The 19,541-nt window shown below is 47.7% G+C and carries 19 protein-coding genes and 1 tRNA gene; 8 read left to right on the top strand and 12 right to left on the bottom strand.

Annotated features, from left to right (window positions below; all coding sequences use genetic code 11):
* The first annotated feature begins 325 nt into the window (after nucleotides 1-325).
* Entirely contained in the window at nucleotides 326-2,203 is a 1,878-nt protein-coding gene (mobV, locus tag Ga0123461_RS03470) for a MobV family relaxase (RefSeq protein WP_100277056.1), read from the top strand.
* Nucleotides 2,204-2,370: 167 nt separating this feature from the next.
* Here the strand turns inward: mobV and Ga0123461_RS03465 are convergent, their stop codons facing one another.
* Together Ga0123461_RS03465 and Ga0123461_RS03460 are read right to left on the bottom strand one after the other, a co-directional pair.
* Nucleotides 2,371-3,108, bottom strand: a complete 738-nt coding sequence (locus Ga0123461_RS03465; protein WP_100277055.1) for a hypothetical protein — start codon at nucleotides 3,106-3,108, stop codon at nucleotides 2,371-2,373.
* Nucleotides 3,109-3,149: 41 nt separating this feature from the next.
* Complete coding sequence (locus tag Ga0123461_RS03460) at nucleotides 3,150-3,494, bottom strand: DUF3024 domain-containing protein (RefSeq protein WP_100277054.1); 345 nt, start codon at nucleotides 3,492-3,494, stop codon at nucleotides 3,150-3,152.
* A gap of 152 nt (nucleotides 3,495-3,646) precedes the next feature.
* Here Ga0123461_RS03460 and Ga0123461_RS03455 point away from each other — a divergent pair, with 152 nt between their 5' ends.
* Nucleotides 3,647-4,285, top strand: coding sequence for a tyrosine-type recombinase/integrase (locus Ga0123461_RS03455; protein ID WP_100277053.1), 639 nt, complete (start codon nucleotides 3,647-3,649; stop codon nucleotides 4,283-4,285).
* Nucleotides 4,286-4,357: 72 nt separating this feature from the next.
* Here Ga0123461_RS03455 and Ga0123461_RS12300 read toward each other — a convergent pair.
* Nucleotides 4,358-4,441, bottom strand: a tRNA-Arg gene (locus Ga0123461_RS12300).
* 122 nt (nucleotides 4,442-4,563) lie between these two features.
* The gene (locus Ga0123461_RS03450) at nucleotides 4,564-5,514 is read right to left on the bottom strand and encodes a DUF3427 domain-containing protein (protein WP_198507108.1); all 951 of its coding nucleotides are present in this window, start codon (nucleotides 5,512-5,514) and stop codon (nucleotides 4,564-4,566) included.
* Between the two features lie 276 nt (nucleotides 5,515-5,790).
* On the opposite strand from Ga0123461_RS03450, the gene Ga0123461_RS03445 reads away from it, so the two are divergent.
* Nucleotides 5,791-6,504, top strand: a complete 714-nt coding sequence (locus Ga0123461_RS03445) for a hypothetical protein (protein WP_100277051.1) — start codon at nucleotides 5,791-5,793, stop codon at nucleotides 6,502-6,504.
* 480 nt (nucleotides 6,505-6,984) lie between these two features.
* Here Ga0123461_RS03445 and Ga0123461_RS03440 read toward each other — a convergent pair whose 3' ends face one another.
* The 8 genes from Ga0123461_RS03440 to Ga0123461_RS03405 all read right to left on the bottom strand — a co-directional run bounded on the left by Ga0123461_RS03440 (nucleotide 6,985) and on the right by Ga0123461_RS03405 (nucleotide 13,510).
* Nucleotides 6,985-7,407, bottom strand: a complete 423-nt coding sequence (locus tag Ga0123461_RS03440; protein WP_157819209.1) for a hypothetical protein — start codon at nucleotides 7,405-7,407, stop codon at nucleotides 6,985-6,987.
* 108 nt (nucleotides 7,408-7,515) lie between these two features.
* Nucleotides 7,516-7,755, bottom strand: coding sequence for a helix-turn-helix transcriptional regulator (locus tag Ga0123461_RS12765; RefSeq protein ID WP_100277049.1), 240 nt, complete (start codon nucleotides 7,753-7,755; stop codon nucleotides 7,516-7,518).
* Between the two features lie 340 nt (nucleotides 7,756-8,095).
* Nucleotides 8,096-9,157: a site-specific integrase gene (locus Ga0123461_RS03430; RefSeq protein WP_100277048.1), complete on the bottom strand. Its 1,062-nt coding sequence runs from the start codon at nucleotides 9,155-9,157 to the stop codon at nucleotides 8,096-8,098.
* Between the two features lie 366 nt (nucleotides 9,158-9,523).
* Nucleotides 9,524-10,150: an SOUL family heme-binding protein gene (locus Ga0123461_RS03425; protein ID WP_100277047.1), complete on the bottom strand. Its 627-nt coding sequence runs from the start codon at nucleotides 10,148-10,150 to the stop codon at nucleotides 9,524-9,526.
* 36 nt (nucleotides 10,151-10,186) lie between these two features.
* A complete protein-coding gene (locus Ga0123461_RS03420; protein ID WP_157819208.1) occupies nucleotides 10,187-11,137 on the bottom strand; it encodes a YbgA family protein in 951 nt (316 codons plus the stop codon).
* A gap of 269 nt (nucleotides 11,138-11,406) precedes the next feature.
* A complete protein-coding gene (locus Ga0123461_RS03415) occupies nucleotides 11,407-11,886 on the bottom strand; it encodes a cytochrome c (protein WP_100277045.1) in 480 nt (159 codons plus the stop codon).
* Between the two features lie 77 nt (nucleotides 11,887-11,963).
* Entirely contained in the window at nucleotides 11,964-12,164 is a 201-nt protein-coding gene (locus tag Ga0123461_RS03410; protein ID WP_100277044.1) for a DUF2934 domain-containing protein, read from the bottom strand.
* Between the two features lie 134 nt (nucleotides 12,165-12,298).
* Nucleotides 12,299-13,510: a threonine ammonia-lyase gene (locus Ga0123461_RS03405; RefSeq protein ID WP_100277043.1), complete on the bottom strand. Its 1,212-nt coding sequence runs from the start codon at nucleotides 13,508-13,510 to the stop codon at nucleotides 12,299-12,301.
* Between the two features lie 97 nt (nucleotides 13,511-13,607).
* On the opposite strand from Ga0123461_RS03405, the gene Ga0123461_RS03400 reads away from it, so the two are divergent.
* The 5 genes from Ga0123461_RS03400 to Ga0123461_RS03380 are packed head-to-tail and all read left to right on the top strand — an operon-like array spanning nucleotide 13,608 to nucleotide 19,530.
* Entirely contained in the window at nucleotides 13,608-14,741 is a 1,134-nt protein-coding gene (locus Ga0123461_RS03400) for a Glu/Leu/Phe/Val family dehydrogenase (protein WP_198507107.1), read from the top strand.
* A gap of 8 nt (nucleotides 14,742-14,749) precedes the next feature.
* Nucleotides 14,750-15,697 (top strand): 2-oxoacid:acceptor oxidoreductase family protein, encoded by a 948-nt coding sequence (locus Ga0123461_RS03395; protein WP_100277042.1) that lies wholly within the window; start codon nucleotides 14,750-14,752, stop codon nucleotides 15,695-15,697.
* Nucleotides 15,694-16,938, top strand: a complete 1,245-nt coding sequence (locus Ga0123461_RS03390) for a pyruvate synthase (protein ID WP_100277041.1) — start codon at nucleotides 15,694-15,696, stop codon at nucleotides 16,936-16,938. Before Ga0123461_RS03395 ends, Ga0123461_RS03390 begins: the two co-directional genes overlap by 4 nt.
* Entirely contained in the window at nucleotides 16,931-17,845 is a 915-nt protein-coding gene (locus Ga0123461_RS03385; RefSeq protein WP_100277040.1) for a thiamine pyrophosphate-dependent enzyme, read from the top strand. Before Ga0123461_RS03390 ends, Ga0123461_RS03385 begins: the two co-directional genes overlap by 8 nt.
* On the top strand, nucleotides 17,842-19,530 hold the full coding sequence (locus Ga0123461_RS03380; RefSeq protein WP_100277039.1) for a fatty acid CoA ligase family protein: 1,689 nt from the start codon (nucleotides 17,842-17,844) through the stop codon (nucleotides 19,528-19,530). The genes Ga0123461_RS03385 and Ga0123461_RS03380 overlap by 4 nt, the downstream gene beginning before the upstream one ends.
* The last annotated feature ends 11 nt before the right edge of the window (nucleotides 19,531-19,541 follow it).

Below are 19,541 nucleotides of genomic sequence, written 5' to 3'. Positions count from 1 at the left end.
GTCATTAAGGCCTGACTGAAGTATAATCATTATACGAACCGCCTTTCAAAAGTCAATACTTCCTTATTTATCAGTAAGTTAGATTGATTTTATTGATCAGGCGAAGTAGGATTCCTGCCGTGAAACACGCATCATGTTTATTTTTAAACTATGATACACTCACTATCGCAGTTTAAAAATTGCTCCGCAACCGCTACGCTTTTTTAAACTACCGTTCGCCCTGCGGGGCCTTTGAATCCGACCATGATTCTAAAAACTGGAACTCGATTTAGCGGATATAAATGCCGCACTCGCTAGCTCAAAATAATAAAATATTGAGCTGTGCATGAGACACCTTCCAGGTGTTGCATATGTACCGGAGTGCATCATGGCATATCAATGCTCAATGCGTATTCAGCCGCTAAAAATGAAAGACCTGAAGAAAGTTCAGACTCATAATAAACGCGAGTTTATAGAAAAACACGTTGATGCAGATCGCTCGCATCTTAACAGGTCATTCGCAGGTACTGGCGATCTTGAATCTGACATGCAGTCCGTTATTGACCGTTATGGGATGAATGACAAGCGCTCTACAAATGTTGCTTGTGAGATGATCCTCACGGCTCACCATGAATGGTTCGAGCAAGGCACCCAAAAAGAACAAGAAAAAAGACTCAGAGAGTGGGTTGAGCGTAATGTTAGGTGGTTGCGTAAGAAGTATGGCGATGCGCTTGTTTCTTGCGACCTCCACCTAGACGAAAAGGCACCCCATCTTCATGTAGTGATTGCAGCCAAAGCAACGTACACCAAGAGATTCAGACATGGCGAGAAAAAGGTTACTCGCATTGCCTACAATAAGGTGTTCGGTGATACGGCAGCGGTCATTTCGAAAGCCCGTAAAGAGAATAATTCAGAGCTCACAAAAACCGGACGGTTACAGTCTGAATATGCGGAAGCCATGAACCCGCTCGGTCTTGAGCGCGGCACCTATAATGCCTTCGCTGTTCATCAGAAAACGTCAGAATGGAGAGCGATTGCTGATGTAGACCCCGCAGCGGGTCGGCCTAAGCCCTTTCGGCCAAACCCAAAACCTGATGTAGGAATACTTGGCAAAAAGGAAATCGAGCAATGGGCAGATCGTGAAGTTGCTAAGGCCCATCAATATGTGAAATCCACCCTTGCCTATGCGGTGCAGAAAGAGGCCGAAGGAAAAAAGGGAAAGGTTTACGAGAAGAACTCCAAAGCCGCTACTCGTGTTATTTCAGAGCTAAGGGATAATATTCGTGTGCTTGAGAGCGAGGTGAAACTTCTGAAAGACCTGCTTTCAAAAGAACAGATCGGCACACTGCGCAAAATACCAGTTGAGCGTGTTGCCCAGTCATGCAACTACACAGGTGTGATCAACCCAAAAAAACACCGAAACGCTATCGACTTCTTGATGGACACGGAAAACATGCAATACAATGATGCTATTGTATATCTAAACGATATTTTCAGCAGTGAAGAAGCTCAGGATACCATTCGACAGTTTTATGCTGATGCAGGGGATTCCGCTGCAAAGACTGACTTGGAAGGGGCTGTTAGAGAGCAGGCTAAAAATGGCATACGTTTATCCCATCATGAGCATGCGATTAGCCAGGAAATAGAGAGGCAGCTTATTGCTTTAGATGCGGATGAGTACCACGTAACGCTCACCAAAGAAGGTTCAGCAGGCAAGTCAGGTGATTGCATAGATGAAGGAGAATGCAGCTATTCTAACGATGAGCTTTTGGACCCCAAGGTTGTACGCATGCTGAATGTAAAAAACCATAAAAATGGCTATAATGTGTTTGTTACGGCACATAGCCGGATGCACGACTATGTCATTATTGATAATATGACAGCAGAAACTAAGAGAGCGATGGAACGTGATGGATATACTTTCGCGGTTGTATCCGAAGCTTATTCCAACTCACTGCAGGGTGTATTAAAGATTACCGATGAAGGGTTATCTGCTCAAAAGTCACAAGCTTTTTCTCGCATGCTTAATGAAGAGCATGTCGACCTGAATGTTGGTACTCTCCTCCATCTTGCCGGGTTTCAAAACATGTCCCAAAAGCCTCATGGTCAGAATGGTAAGCACATATTCGTCACCCTTAAAGAGTACACTGGCCGCATTTGCAACTATGCCAAACAAAAACTTAAAGAGGTGTTCTCTCAATATCTAAAAATGGATCAAGCATGACGAACTGCAGATTGCAGTCGAATCCGTCACCCCATTGCAATTGAAACCGCAGGTGATTGCTATCCAAAACGGCACCCTGCTGCAATTTGCGACCGGCTGGGTTCGGCCAGGAGCGGACACTCAGAACCATCTAGGAATCAGTGGTGATTCATCAAGGTACAAAGCATTTACCCCCTCTGCCCCAATATCGGCATGAGTTGATCCCACAACTTGAGTTCAATCTCACTCAGCAAGTTTGAGTATTTGTCTTTTTCAAAACCATATACATTGAGGACAAAATCAACATCCATATCCTCCACCCATTTATTTAGATGGAGTCCTCGCGCACTATCACTATCGAATCCTAAATGTGTCATGATTCTAATGCCTAGACAGGTTTTCTGAGTCTTCCCAACATAAATATATTTTGTATCTGATTCATCATTGACTTGGGGTAAGTTGAATTTTCTATATTCTTCATGCCTCTGACGAAACTTTATATCTGCACACGCATCGCGAATCATTTCCACCTTATCTTTATTCGATTCGCCATTTTTTACTTCAAAAGTATATATATAGTCATGATCCTCATTAGGGAGGTCCATGATCTTTATTAGCTCTGGATGTGAGCAAGATAGATCAACTTTTTCTGTTATCTTGTCACCTTTTCTAAGGTCTGTCGCATAATCCTCAAGCTCTTTAAATTTTCGCAACTCAACGTAGTCAAACTCAGACTCACCTTTTTTGAATTTCTCTAGATGAACGAAAAAATCAGAAAACGCTTTGTTGTATGCACCCACGGCCTCGCTAAGTTTGATATGCAAACCTTTCCCCTCTCTCCAGTAAATCGATATGGGCTTATTATGTCCCCAGGATTGTTGAATATCTACTTTTGGCCGATAGTTGCACCTTAACCCCATATGCATGGTCTGCTCTCCTAGCCTAATCAGCAAAACATAATTGATGATTAGCCAAAAAAGCAGCACATAGGATCTTCATCAATTTCAGCAACTAGACTTTCTAGATTGGAGGCTGATGGAAGTGGATCGTAACTGTGCCACTTCAAATTACCTCTCATCCAAAAGAGTTTCCAAACTTTCTGGCTGCGGACAAATGTCATCTTTCCAATCTCTGTTTGCGTGAATACATCTGAGTTTCGCCAGTCTGGACGCTCCTCAAAAATTATAACGCTTTGGTTCTCAATGTTATAAATCAGGCGTAATTCACTGCGAAGATGCACTGGTGATCGTTTTTCACATAAGCCGCCCACATGTTTTTTAATACGTTGAAAGTCGAGTTCATTGAATGCCATGTTTATTCAGCCACCTTTCGTTGATGTGAGGGAGATCCCCCAATCTTTAGGCTCCTCCAATTCAAATGTCACTATAAGTGTGTAATTTTCAACGTCCACTAGTGGCCATGGCTCATAATTATGTTTCCACACCAACAAGGAGGAAACATAGCATGAATGACAATACTAATAGCACACGGGTAGCAACCCCACAGCAGGCTTTGACAAGAATAAGTCGATTGGTTGGCCCGAAGCCTCCTTTCAAGCTGAAAGAGATATGGGCAATTAGAATCCGCCTCCAGTTGCAAGACCAAACAAGAGATCTTGCTCTGTTCGACCTTGCAATCGACAGCAAGCTTCGCGGATGTGATCTCGTTAAGCTTCAGGTTCACGACATCGCTCATAATGGGCGAGTTATGTCGAGAGCCACAGTCACGCAACAAAAGACCGGCCAGCCAGTTCGGTTTGAATTAACCGAACAAACCAGAGAGGCAGTAGAAGCCTGGATTAATAAAGCCCATCTTTTTGCGGGTCACTACCTTTTCCCAAGTAGAATACGTCAGTCTCCTCATCTTTCTACGCGTCAATATGCACGAATAGTAAAATCGTGGACTGAACTGATTGGCCTAGACCCTATGGAGTATGGAACACACTCATTACGACGAACCAAGGCAACTTTGATTTATAAGCGAACAAAGAACCTTCGGGCTGTTCAACTCCTCTTGGGGCACACCAAGCTAGAAAGTACAGTCAGATACCTTGGAATTGAAGTCGATGATGCATTAGAGATATCAGAGCAAACTGAAGCTTGAATGGTCACGGAAGTGGCCGCTGACAACGGGGTCACTATCCGGCCAAAAGCAGCCGTTTAGAAATAGATGGGGTAGGCCCACCCGGATTCGAACCGGGATCTGTTGATTCTCAACCTCGCAGTCACCGAGTGGTCTTTCCATTTAAACGACAGGCCTGCTCATCAGTCTGCATTAACTGCTAACCGAATGTCCATTTTTGGCCGAATTAAGCTTGTCGTGACTGGCCGGAATTGCTACTGCGGTGCAGCATAGTGATGGCTTGGATTACAATCTTCAGCTTACTGGGCTGGGACTTTGTAAGTATAAGCAGTAGGGGTTAGGTCCGCATCTTTAGGGGTCCAGTTACTAATGATCTTTTTCTTGCCGCCACTAGTAATGAATTTACCACCTTTCCGCTCCACGTTAATTGCATGGGCTATAAATAAATCCGTTTCACACCCATTCGATCTAGCGGATTCCACCTCGTTGAATGTCACGTTAACTGTGCCTGGACCCATTGTGGTCCCTTTTACTTCAACTCGCTTTTGGGTCTCGTTCATCTTGCAGAGGTAGTCATATGGAGAGTTGCTTGATGTATCATCAACAGAAAAGCCTAAATTTGCATAGTGCTTCGCAGCCATTCTCATAGCATGGTTCTCAATGGCTTTCTTCTTTTCGGGGTCGACTAAGCGTCCTTGGCCTGATTGTTTTGTTTGTCGTTTGGTGGGCCGCCAGGCTGTTAGGGCGGGTTTTTGGCTCAGTGGAGCTTCTTCCCTCCAATGATAGAGATTGTATAGAGCATCTGTCGGACTTGGAATGTAATCACAAACGGAAAACAACACTTTGACTGGCTTATCACCTTCAGAAGCTTCGGCTTCTAATCTGCCAACAAATGCGAATGGTTCAGTTCTTCCAGCCACTTTCTCTTTGATTCGCGCGAATAAATAGGTGTTGTTGTCACTCAGGATGCTTTTAATGATAGGAGATTTAGAGGTGTTTCTGTTTTGTGACTCCCAGTAAAAAGTTTGGCCGGCATCTTCAAAGATGTCGTTGTATCGAGATTTTTTATCGAAGTCTTTTTTATCAAGAGTTACGAATAGTAATATGCAGTTTTTAAATCTGACTATTCCATTCCACGCCCTAGGGGTTCCTGGCGGCGTTACTTTTCCAGTCTCGGCGACATCGGTCCGGCTATATGTTTCGCCAAAAACGAAGTTCCTGATTGATACGTTCTCGTTACGGTTTGCCATAGGGAGAGTTATAGCATATAAATTTTGTTTGTTCATTTTTCTTTACTGGACACAAATGAAATATGCTGATTGAGCCTGATAAGTTGAGATCACCGCCATAAACAAACGCTCATGGCAGTCTGGAAATTCAGAAGCAATTCAGTATATCGGTACGCTAAATTTGCTGCCTTAAGTATGCTGGTCTATGTTTGAACTCAGTCAATCAGGGGTAGGATAATTATGATCACCAAGCAAAAAGATATGTGCGTATATTAATAAGTTACACGGGGAATAACATTGAGTACCGAAGATTCGTTAAAGAAAGATTTCTGGCTGAAGATAGGTAATAAAAGTTGGGTAAGAAAGCTGGTTTATTTCAGTATCATTTATACGCTGGCTTCTCCATTGATCGAAACTTTTGGCGGTGTATATAAAGTTGGTAGTGAAATAAATGAATATTTTTCTAACGATGTTATCTCACCAAAAACAAGTGCAGAAATAACATCAGCGTACTGGGCGGGAAAAGACATTTTAAGACCGCGGTCATTATACGATTATGAATACAATTACAGCGACACTGCATATTTACAATCGTATAGAGAACGAGTTACTCATTTAGGATGCAAAGCTGAAGATATAAACTATGGAGAACTAAAAAAACTTAACATTCTAGATCGACTTGAAAGAATAAACAGCTACAGGTCTTACGTTGAGGGCTGCATTAAGAATAAAAATTTGGGTTTATTTCATTTATACAGCCTTGGAGAGGACGTTTTCATATTAGAGCAATACCTATATAAGCAACCGTCTGAAAAGTTCTACAACGGGCCATTAGATTTTCAAATAGATAAAATGAATAGAGAATGGTCGAGACTATCCAAAGCTAATGGCTGGGCTTTCTTGTCAGAAGAGCTTATTAAAAAGCCTAAGAATAAAGCCCCTCATGAATACAAGGCTGCATATGATGCAGCTCGAAAGTTACTTAAATCCGAACTTAATTTAGTCATGTAACAAGATGGTCAAGCGGATGCCCTTACGCTGCCAGGCTCCAATCCACCGCTTACCAAGGCGTTAGAAGTTCTGGAATCCCATACATCCTCAAGAAAACGGCTGCAATTGGCCGAACCCAGCCGGTCGCCAAATGTCACAATTAGCCATAGTTCAATAGGGTGCAGGCTTGGATTGCACTGACCTGCTGAATTGATTGCCGCCTACAACGAACAGATCCAAGCTGTTTAGGAGTCACCTTTATCATTGTCATTGTATGACAAGAAAAAGTCGAATGGGACATTCACCGTTTTCTTGACATGGCACGACAACAAAAAGTCGACTGATTATACTGATAGCTAGTTCCTTCTATTTGTCTTCATCTGAACTAAGCAAGAAACTCAAATCGATAGATAGGGAGTCTACTTTTTATTGTCACTAGATTATGTGTTGGCATTCGGATGCCAAAAAAAGTCGACTCAGTTTATCTACACTGCATCATTATTAGAATAGAACTGAACAAGTACTGTTCCATGCTTGCTGATATTCATTCCCACATTCAAAACACTCTAGGCATGCATTTTCATATTCAAGAATATATTCGCCATCAAAATCATTATGTTCAATATTTTGTTCATAATCGATTCGCCTAAACGCACATTCGCTACATTCAAAGGTTTCGATATTCAGATCATACATGACGCCTGCACTTTCAATTTTATTCATTAGGTCACGAAGATTTTCTTTTACTTTTTCATCATCAATCATGGTCGATAATGAACTTAAGTATTGTCTCATTTGGTCTAATGCAGCATGAACATCAGACTGAATGAGTGAATCAAGTGGAATTTCACTGATAAGTCTTTGTTTCTCATTGTCATCAATGATTGGTATTTGATTGATTATTATTTCCAAACCAATTCTCATCGCATGCCACCACTTATAATGCCTTTAGACCGTTTGGTTCCGCAACAGCTCCTATTACTAGGGACGCATGTGCTTTTTAGATATTTATTCATGTAGGAGTACTGCCCATTATAGTTTCCCGTTCTTTCTTGGACGCCCTCGACGAACTGGCTGCGCAGGCGCATTAATAACAGGTGCATTTCTTAGCCAGTCTTCAACTTCCGACTTCAAGAAAAATACTTTACGACCAAGCTTATGAGCTGGCGGTAAAGTTACACTCTTATCACTCCATAAGATGTTTTTGATTGTCCGAGTAGAACACCCTCGAATGTCAGCAAGCTCTTCAATTGATATTATTAATTCCTTCATCTCAGCAGTCCAAAGCTACCCTTACCCGTAAAACGGATTTAGTAGGTTTCGACCCCTCGCAAAGGAAACGGTTTTCTCTGAGTGACCGTCGCAATCCTATGTCTGAAGATGGCGTGACAGGATTTCTCCCTGCCCTCTTATTCCCTGCTACAGTCTTTTCGACTGTAGCCGCATATTACACTTGGTCGCTTTTTTGAGATTCTGGGAACCTATATATTCATCTCACTAATCCAAATGGCCGAGCGCAAACATAATGTGCTCAAGTCTAAAAGTCAAGGGGCTAAATTAAAATAATTCAATTATATCAGTATGTTACATAACATGTAAAAGTCAATACTTTTTACTTATTCTTCATCAATGGTAATATATCTTCTGCTCCAAGATGACCATAATTATCAAGCATCTGAGTGGTTTTATGGCCAGTAAGTGCTTTAACCTCTGCAGATGTCCAACGCCTTGCTTGAGCGCGAGTAGTCGCCTCATGCCTAAGTTGATGAGGAGTTATTTTCTCGATCCCTGCCCTTTCGCAAGCACGATTCAAAGCCGTGTTGATTGAATCCGGGTGTGTCCAGCTAAACACCTTTCCTGCTTTTTTAACACCGAGCCTATTCAATGTGGCAATTGCTCGGCGTGTTAATGGGACTTTATATGTTTCGTCTTTTGAACGCCCTTTTTGTCGGACAACTGCAATTCGTTTATCAATGGAAATATTCTCCCATTTTAAGTCAACAAGAGCGCTACGCCTACAAGAGGTTTCAATAGCAAAACGCATATACAGCGCAAGCTCCCCATCAGCATATGCAGCACAGGCCTTAATCAACTCACGTTCAGAACCATAAGATTTACCGTTATCATCACGAGGAAGAGGTTTGCGTTTTATGGAATCATTTGGGAGTAACTTTAATAGTGTTCGAACATTTACAGGATTGCCTGCGGGAAGACTCACCTCCCACTCCGATGCCGCGTAATCAAGAACTCGCGCCATAAGTGCCAGCTCTTCTTTAATGGTTTTTTTCTTTATTAGACCACCACCACGGCCTTTCTCTAATCTTCGTTCATCACGGTATTGTGAAAAGTGAATAGGCTTAAGTTTAGCAACAGTATTTTTTGCAAACTTCCGCTTTCTAATCCCTTCAATTTTTGAATTTTCTCGATTTGGGTAGTTAGTTACATGAGGAACAATCTCTTTCTTATAACGTAGCAACAGGTCTGAAAGTGTCACTTTTTTAGCTGACCGGTAATCTCCAAGCTCTCCTTCCTTGAGCTTTAATTTTTTTACTCCCTCTACAGCAGTGGCCTCTTCTTTAGAATCATATGTGGCATCAAATAGGATGGTGTACTTGCCGTTTATTCTTTTGCCTACTTGTACACGAAAGTTGCCATTTCGTTCGATAATTGCCATATATTTCAGACTCCATTAGTTACCTTCAAGTCCACTCTTGCAGGTTTGCATTCAGGTTTGCAAACCTGAAAAATAACGGTTGGTTTGCAGAATGGTTTGCATCAATGCCCGATGGTCGGGCGCTTAACGAGTGTCCAACAGTAGCCATAATTCGTTATATATCAACACTATTAAAGTATAGGGTGTTGAATGGGTGTTGAATGGTTTGCAAAGAAGGTGATGCTAGTTCTACTCATAACCCGAAGGTCGTCGGTTCAAATCCGGCCCCCGCAACCAAACATGCAAAGGGCTTACGGCATATCACCGTGAGCCCTTTTTCTTTGCCTGTGACAGATTTGTGCCTCGCTACAAGCGTCGCAAATTTAATTACTTGGAAATCTCAACCATCACTTCATTTCTTCGTAAAAAAGGGAGCGTCCAAGGTGGATTGAAAAATGAAAACGCTGGCTCAGACAACACAATCATGTTTTTCCTGTTTATAAAATCAGCCAGCAGTTCACTATTCTCTTTGAGGTTTGATTGGCTTGCTGTGCCAGAAAACTTGATAACCGCAAAACGTTTGCCAGGCAGTTCCCGCAACCTCACTTTATCATTATTCGGAGTTGGCAATGTGGCCATAGTATAACTTGACGGCATTACAAATCGGATTTTCCATGCGCTGTTTTCAGCCATCTGCATGACCGGCGCGGTCATGGCGATTTTCTCACTGGGCTGCTGCATGACCGGCGCAGTCATCGCCACCTTATTGGACTGTCTGTTATTTCCGAAAATATAATCGGCGATAATTCTGAACCCCTGGCCGATGGCATCTTTTCGTTCACCTGCCACTTCGGTTTCCGCCACAATCATCGGAGCATAATCCCTGATTTCGATCTCTCCGTACGTTTCAATCACAGTATATCTAGCTTGCTCGACATTACTCACAATGGGCCCCCAAAGCGCGAAAGAAATCAACAGCAAAACTGCTACTATCCAAATGATTCGTTTCTTCATCAAAACCGCCAGTTGGATCTCATAAGACGATATCCCTTAATGCCCGGAATTTGAAAGATCACACAACTCTCTCGGGTAAGGATCCAGAAAGTATTGAGAGCCAAGGTAAGCGTGCTCAAACCGAATAACGTAAGACTTAAGAAGGTGCTGCAATGTAGCCAGCGTGATGCGATCATCCCGATACTCCTCGATAGCATCAATAAACATTTTCTTTTCTTCCGTTTTCAATTCATCAGAAATCCAGCCATACCCATGGTAAAGGGCGTTGATAATATTTTTTTGGCTGGGCTCCCTCTGCAATGCTTTGCGAAAATTCTCAGCATATTTGTGCATGACTATTGATAACGACTCTTTATCCCCATTGCTTGCTATACGACCGCAAAGTCGCATGTTCTCCTGATGATAACACATCAGCAGCAATTTATGTCTAGCGTGGAATTCAGTTAATGCTTTGATTGAAGGCGCGGCAAGAAGTTCGCGCAATCGGGCCAGAGCATAGAGCCGCATCAGGAATGCTTCCCGAATATGGAAGTTTTTTAACCGGCCCTCATCTTCCATCGCAATAAAAGGGAGTTTTTCGTTCACTGCCTGAGCAACCAGACCAACACCTTTTATCGCCGATGAACCCTTTTGGCTGCCGCAATATACCTTTACCACTGATGGCCCACATGATGGTGACCTGCCCTTCATGATAACCCCATCTACATTGCTAAACTTAGGTAATTGTTCGCTTATATAATCGTGCATGGCATCAGTCACATCGTTATCAGTAGCTGGCTGAATCATTCTCACTTGCCCTTGTATTTGGACAAGTCGCACCGGCTGCCTTGGCGTTCCTAATCCTATATCTGCTTCAGGGCAGATCGTTGTCAGCTCAACAAACGGCTTTATTCTGTTTACGAAATCATCCTGAATCGATTGTGCATTGTATCGGCAAGCTTCAAAACCCAGACAGCGACTAACTACTACTTTCGGCTTTATACCCATACTGTCTACCCCCCTTTTCAGTACTCTTATAATAGCAGGTTCCAGCTTAGAGTTCTCAGACTTCACACGGCTGTCAAAGCTGACAACCAATTCACCCTGCCGGTTGATAAGGTATTTATTGAAATTCCAGCCTGGGAATTATCTTGCTAAAGCAAGCAAGTTTAAGCTAAAGCTTGCCCCCATAAAGGGCTCGCAGTTCATCACTGCGGGCCCTTTGTCTTTTAAGGAAATAAGTCTCTTGGCTTAACTTCTAACGCACAAGGTTAGACTCACTCAGCAGACATTACCCTGAATCGGTCATGGCAGCTGTTACAGGTGCCGATCATCTGATTCATCTTGTTGCGCACCGCATTGGCTTTCTCTGAAACGGCAAGCTTCCTGACTTCACCGGCCTGTTGGCTAAGTGTGCTGGCAAGCCTTGAGAATTCCAGCTGTTCTTGGCGGGTGAGTTGCAGCCGCTCACCAATGCCTGTGATAAAATCTGCCGAGGCTTGAACTGAATTGGCAACATCAACCGATTCACGGAAATATTTCTCTTTTTCCTCTTCGTTTTTAAATATGATTTCATCATTATCAACGGTTTTAGACTTCATGTTCTGCATCACTGTCCTGATCACCTGATCGGAAACAGCATGCACATCGGCATCACCCATATTCTTCAGATCCGCCTTAGGTTCAGGTTTGAGGGCACATGCTGCTATCAAGCAGGTCGCCAGAAAAACTAAAGTTGTTGGCATCATTTTAAACATCACACATCTCCTCCATAAATGGTGAGGTGGAAACCATCAGCTATGCTCAGCAGCCTTGCCCACAGTCACATACCCATTCAACACTGGCCTTCTCCGTAAGTCCGGCAGATCATCTTTTCCGCCTCCAGCCAATCGTGTAGTCGACACTCACCCTCAAACCCCCGTTTCTCGGCCAGGAAGTAAGCCGCCACTTCAATCATCTCATGTAGATCTTCAAGCGACCGTCTCTCGACAGATGTTGAGTGGTTGTGCCTTAGCGAAGGTAATAGATGGGACATAACGGCAATACTCCTGCAGCAAAAAGCTTCAAAATGAACGCCCCACTCCTTCGTTCATAGTATAGCAGAAAATTTCCAGCGCTGCGTCGAAAGTAAAAACGTTTTCTCCCCGTCCCATAACTCCAGCATACGGGTCATTCGGAAGCGTGAACAGTTGCCTCATAACCGCTGGCAATAAGCTGCTCCAGCAATTCATCCAGATGCGCCTTGCCAAGCACCTGCAGCAGAAACTCCACCCGCACCTGACGAATCGAAAGGTGTGTGAAGTCACGCTGATGGTAGACCTGAACGATATTGGTATTCTGCCTGCCAAGCAGCGCGGTGATCCTGGCCAGTGCATCGGGTTCATCGGGGATATCAATCGAAATACGTACCAGTTGCCCTGTACGCACCAACCCGCGCTGGATGACCGATGAGAGCGTAAACATGTCAATATTACCGCCGGAGAGGATCAGTCCGACCCGTCTGCCATGAAATTTATCTTTGTGCGCCAGCACAGCAGCCAGCCCTGCAGCCCCTGCTCCCTCAACAACACTCTTCTCCACTTCAAGCAGCATCTCGACTGCCGCTTCAATCTGATCCTCATCAACCAGTAGAATCTCATCCACCAATTCACGGATAACCGGGAGCGTCAGAGTGCCTGGTGTTTTCACCGCAATACCTTCTGCGATAGTGCGATCGCCACATTCTCTGGGGTTGCCGGCAAGGGCCTGTTTCATTGCTGGAAAGCGTTCACTCTGTACGCCGATGATATCGATACCGGGATTGATCGCTTTAGCGGCAACAGCAACACCTGATATCAAACCGCCACCACCGACAGGTGCAACCAGCACCTCCAGGTCGGGGAATGACTCGAGCATCTCAAGTGCAACCGTCCCCTGCCCAGCCATAATCTTCGCATCATCATAAGGGTGGATCATGATGAGGCCTCTCTCACATGCCACCTCCTCAGCCCTCTGCCTGGCCTCTTTCAATCCGTCGCCGAAGAGGATCACCTCAGCACCGAACGCACGGGTGTTCTTTACTTTCAGGTAGGGGGTATGGGCAGGCATTACAATCGTGGCTGGAATTCCGAGCCTGCTGGCATGGTAGGCGACAGCTTGTGCATGGTTGCCTGCGCTCATGGCTATGACGCCCTGCCCTTTCTCTTCTTCGCTGAGTGATAACAGCTTAACCAATGCACCGCGATCCTTGAATGAAGCGGTAAACTGATGGTTCTCGAACTTAAGTACGATCTCTGCTCCACTTATCTGTGAGAGCAGCAGTGAACGGGTACAGGGCGTATCTATCGTAACATCCCGAATAAGTTCCGCCGCCTGCCTGATATCCGCTATTGAAATCGTCATACATACCCCTCACTCCGCACAAAGAGAGCGGAGATATGCTATTATTAATAATGTAAGCCATGCTGTTAAGTCATTTCATCGGCAGAGAGGCAAACCAATGAGAGAGCTGTTCAAGCTGGGTGACGATCTGGGCCCCTCAAAAATCATCCACGTGTATGAACCGTCAATCGGTCTGAAGGGCATTCTGGTGGTCGATAATATCGCCGCTGGCCCCTCTATCGGCGGCGTACGCATGGCAAAGGATGTCACTGTTGAAGAGTGTGCCCGTCTTGCCCGGGCCATGACACTGAAAAACGCCGCCGCCGGCCTCCCCCACGGCGGCGGCAAGGCTGTTCTGGTGGGTGACCCCAAGATGCCCAGAAAGAGAAAAGAGAAACTACTGCGCGCCATGGCCAGCTCCCTGCGCAATGTCGAGGAGTATATCTTCGCACCCGACATGGGAACTGATGAAGAGTGCATGGCATGGGTGCGCGATGAGATCGGGCGGGTGGTCGGCCTGCCGCGCGAGCTGGGCGGCATCCCGCTCGACCAGATCGGTGCAACGGGCTGGGGCATCAGTCACGCGACCGATATCGCCCTGAACTACTGCAACTTCAGTATCGAAGGCGCACGCGTGGTGATTCAGGGCTTCGGCGCTGTCGGTAAACATGCCGCCCGCTATCTCGCCGAAAAAGGGGCCATTATTGTTGGCGTGGCCGATTCACATGGTGCCGTCTGTAACAAACACGGGCTGGATCTGGATGCCCTGCTTGAGCTGAAAAAAGCTGGTCATTCGGTTGCGGAATACCTAGGCGGTGAATCAATCTGCGGCGATGATGTGATCGGTGTTGAGTGCGATATCTGGATTCCCGCAGCCCGCCCCGATGTCATCAATGCCGACAACGTTGACAGACTGAACACAAAGCTGATGGTGCAGGGTGCCAATATCCCGGTTACTGCCGATGCCGAACGCCGACTGCACGAGAAAGGTGTGCTGGTCGTACCCGACTTTATCGCCAATGCCGGCGGTGTAATCTGTGCTGCCATGGAGTACCGGGGGGCAAGCGAATCGGTTGTCTTTGCAGCCATTGAAGAGAAGATCCGCCGCAATACCGGACAGGTTCTGGAAGCATCCCGCACACAGAATATTCTACCTAGGCAGGCTGCTGTCGATCTGGCGCTCAAACGCATTCACAAGGTGATGGGCTTCCGCCGCTTCAACACCTTTTCCACTGCACCGGGCTTTATCTAGGGCTCCACATGTATCGCATCCGTTTCCATGGCAGAGGTGGTCAGGGCGTGAAAACGGCAAGCCGCATTCTCGGCACAGCCCTCTTCGATGCAGGCTTTGAGGTTCAGGATGCCCCCCGCTACGGTGCCGAACGTCGCGGCGCACCGATCTTCGCCTATGTGCGAGCCGATAAAAAGACGATTTGTGAGCGCGGCATTATCCTGCGCCCCGATCTCGTCGCAGTTGCTGATGACTCGCTGGTGGCAATGCCTGCCGCTGGTGTTTTGCAGGGAATCGACGATCACACCGTACTGCTGATCAGCAGTGCCACCGGTGCCGAAACATGGCGAGAACGCCTGAACCTCAACTGCACCATTATTGTGATCCCCGCAGGTGAAAGTGATGCTGACCGAAGTGCACAGCCCTATCTCGGTACCATTTGTGCAGCAGCAGCCGCGATGATGACAGGCCTCATCCCGCAGGAGGGGTTAATTGCAGCGATCAAAGAAGAGCTTGCCGGCATGGCCACTGAAACCATCGAAAAAAACATCCACAATGCAATCAAGAGCTATGAGAGCATGGCAGAGCACAAAGGCATCATATCCGAAGGTGAAGAGCTCTCTTTTTCAAGTTACGCACCACCGTCATGGGTTGATATGCCATTTGAAGCAGCACGTATCTCGTCCCCTACCATTCATGCCGGCGCCACCAGTGTGCTGGTCAAAACCGGACTGTGGCGGACGATGCGCCCCATAATCGATCCCGAGCAGTGCAAGCGGTGCTGGTGGATTTGCAGCAGCTTCTGCCCCGACGGAATCATTAACGTTAGTGAGGAGGGAGAGCCACAAATCGATTACGACCACTGCAAGGGGTGTCTGGTCTGTCTGAGCCAGTGCCCATCGCATGCCATTACCGCGATAGCTGAATCGGTTGCGGGATCGGTAACTAAATCGAAACCGAATGAGTCAAAACCATGAAACGCATCCTGCTGACCGGAAACGGTGCTGCCGCCTGGGGCGCAAGGCTGGCATGTGCCGATTATGTGCCCGCCTTCCCGATCACACCGCAGACTGAGATCATCGAAACACTCGCCGACTGGATCGATAACGGAGAGATGCCGGGACGGCTGGTTACACTCGATTCGGAGCACTCGATGATCACTGCTGCCGGTGCTGCTGCAGCCACAGGCGTGCGGGTCTTCTCCGCCACCTCCAGCCAGGGACTGCTCTACGGCATGGAGATGCTCTACACAGTGGCAGGCTGGCGAGCACCGTTCGTACTGGTGAATGTATCACGCGGGCTTGCCTCACCGATCACGCTGGAGCCGGATCACAACGACATTCTGGCGGCAAGGGATTGTGGCTTCCTGCAAATTCACTGTGCCACCTGCCAGGAGGTACTCGATTCGGTTCTCATCGCCTACAGACTGAGCGAGGCGAGCAGTGTACGGCTGCCGGTCATCGTCAATCTCGATGGTTTCTATCTCTCATTCACGCGCGAACCTGTGCAGATTCCGGATCTCAAAGCTGCAGCGGCCTTTGTCGGCGCATTCGATGCTGAAGATATCCGTTTCAGAGCCAGTGCTCCCACCAGCCAGGCGATGGCCGTCCTCGGTGGCTCCCCCTACTCCTATTTTCGCTACGAGACCCATCTGGCCGCACTGCAGGCACTGGACGCTTACGAGACCATTGCCTCCGAGTTCGAAGAGAAATTTGGACGCAATCATCCGGCAGTTGAAACCTATCGTTGCGATGATGCTGAGATGCTCTTTTTCATGATCGGCTGTTTCGCCACCAAGGCGAAGGTGGCGGTTGACCGACTGCGCGAAGCGGGCTGGAAGATAGGTCTGGTGCGGCCGCGATTGATTCGTCCTTACCCTGCAGAGGCCATCCGCACCATCCTGCGCGGCAAGCATGGGGTGGCGGTGATCGACCAGAACCTCTCAATGGGCTTTGGCGGTGTGCTGCACAGCGAGCTTGCCAGCGCCCTCTACGGCCAGCCGGATATGCCGCATATTCTTGCCAGCTTTATCGGCGGTCTGGGCGGCCGCGATATCAGCACGGAAGAGTTTTTTGAGATCGCCACAACCCTGAAAAGAGCAATTGTTTCTGGAGAAACACCTGCACCACGACTGCTCTATACCGAGGATGAGTTGAAGCAGATCGAGAAGCTGCAGTTGATCGCCCATGTAGAACGCACGGGAGGTGAGCGTGAGTGATCAACGATTCCGCCATCTGAAGGATATTCCCTCCACCCACATCTTCGGCAGTGGCACCCCTGCCTGCGCCGGCTGCGGAGGGCTGGAGGTGATCCACCAACTCTACGAAGTTCTCGGAGAGAAGACGGTATTCATCAACGCGGCAGGCTGCATGACACTGCTCTCAATCTACCCCTTCACTCCATTTCGCGGTTCATGGCTCTACACTGCCATGGCCAGTGCCCCTGCCGGCGCTCAGGGGGTGCGTGATGCGCTCGATATCCTGCTGGAGCAGGGACGTATTGAACCGAGTGAAAATCTCACGACCGTGGTACTGACCGGTGATGGCAGCGCCTACGGCATGGGACTTTCAGCCACATCAGGCGCAATTGAGCGTGGCCTCGACTTTATCTACCTCTGCTACGATAACGAGGGTTACGGCAATACTGGCCAGCAATATTCAGAAGCCACACCGCACGGGGCAAAAACCTCCACAAGCACCGGTCCTCGCGGTTATCCGGGTTACAAGAAGTCGATTTTCGATATCTGGATTGCTGGCCACCCTGCCTATGCAGCCACCGTAATCGGGGCAGAGCCGCTGGATCTGGCGCGCAAAATCGACAAGGCCATGCAGTTTAAGGGGCCGAAGATGATCACTGCCCTCTCACCCTGCCCGACCGGCTGGGGATTTGATCCAAAGGAGAGTGTGGAGATCGGCGAGCTGGCTGTGAAAACGGGTGTCTGGCCGCTAAAGGAGTATGTCGACGGCAAGGTGATACACACGAAGGTGCCACGTAAACGGCTGCCGGTAGAGGAGTACCTGAAACGACAGGGCCGCTTTGCCCACCTCTTCAACCCTTCACGCCATGAGAGCACCCTGAATGAGATCCAGCAGCGCATCGACCGCTACTGGGAACAAGTCGAATGAAACACAGTTACCTGCATCGCGGAGGAGAGGTTCCACTGCTCGGGGTAACGATCCCAGAACACTTTGCCAGCATCGTCGCCCGCTTCGGTGACCGTGAAGCAGTGGTATCACTCCCCCAGAACAGGCGTTTGAGCTATGCAGGGCTAAAAGAGGAGAGTGACCGTCTGGCCTGCGGTCTGGTCAGTATCGGGATAAAACGCGGCGATCGGGTGGGCATCTGGGCGACCAACAATATTGAGTGGCTGCTATTGCAGATTGCCACTACCCGTATCGGGGCAGTGCTGGTTAACATTAATCCGGCCTACCGTTCAAAAGAGCTCGCCTATGCTATTGAGCGCTCCGACCTTTCTGCCATCTTCACCATACCGGCCTTCAGGAAGAGCGATTACGTGACCATGCTGGTTGAACTCATTCCTGAGCTGAAAGCGATGCCCGCAAACAGATTGACCAGCAGCCAATTCCCAGACCTCAAGCGTGTTGTGCTCTATGAGCCCAGTTCACCTGAAAATACTGGGCACCCCTATTCCGGTTTCACCACTTGGCAGGAGGTGATCACTGCAGCTGACTCCATCAACTCAGGGCAGCTTGATGCAATCACTGCCACACTCGATATCGATGACCCGATCAATATCCAGTACACCTCAGGCACGACCGGCTTTCCAAAGGCGGTGATCCTCACCCACCACAACATCCTCAACAACGCATGGTGCTCAGCCCTTGCCATGCATTTCACCGAATGCGATCGTCTGGCTATTCCTGTGCCCTTCTACCACTGCTTCGGCATGGTACTGGCTAACCTTCTCTGCCTCAGTGTCGGCGCATGCGCCGTGATTCCGTGTGAACACTTTGATGCAGGGCTGGTTCTTAAAGCCATTGATCAAGAGCACTGCACAGCCCTGCACGGTGTGCCAACCATGTTTATCGCTGAACTGGAGCACCCGCAATTCAAAAGCTTTAACCTCAGCAGCCTTCGCACAGGCATTATGGCCGGAGCCCCCTGTCCGCCAGTGCTGATGCGGCGGGTGATCGAAGAGATGCACTGCAGTGAAATCCTGATCGGTTACGGACAGACCGAGGCTTCACCGCTAACCCACCTAACCCGGCGCGAGGACAACTTCGAGCGCCGCATCGAAACGGTGGGCAGCAATCTTCCACATCAGGAGGTGAAAGTTATCGATACTCAAAACGGTGCAACGCAACCGATCAATACAGTTGGGGAGATCTGTTTTCGTGGTTACCATATTATGAAGGGATATTTCGGCGATAAAGAAGCCACCGCCGCAGCCATCGATGCTGCAGGCTGGCTGCACTCCGGTGATCTCGGTCTCATGGATGCGGATGGTTACCTGCGTATCACCGGACGTCTGAAGGAGATGATTATACGGGGAGGTGAAAACATCTATCCGCGCGAAATCGAGGATGTCATCTATTCTCATCCGAAGGTAGCTGAAGTGGCAGTGTTCGGGATTCCTGATGACTATTATGGTGAAGAGATTGCCGCCTGGATCGAGCTGCATGATGGTCAAACATTGAATGAGAATGAGCTACGCGAATTCTGCCGGGAGAGGCTCGCCCACTTCAAGGTGCCACACCATATCCGCTTTGTGGATGCGTTCCCGGTAACTATTACAGGTAAACTGCAAAAGTTCCGCATGCGCGAGATCATGATGGAATCGCTTGAATAAACATGAAACGT

It is taken from the genome of Mariprofundus aestuarium (assembly GCF_002795805.1).
In the GTDB taxonomy this organism is placed as follows: domain Bacteria; phylum Pseudomonadota; class Zetaproteobacteria; order Mariprofundales; family Mariprofundaceae; genus Mariprofundus; species Mariprofundus aestuarium.
This window is presented reverse-complemented; position numbering and strand designations above follow the sequence as displayed.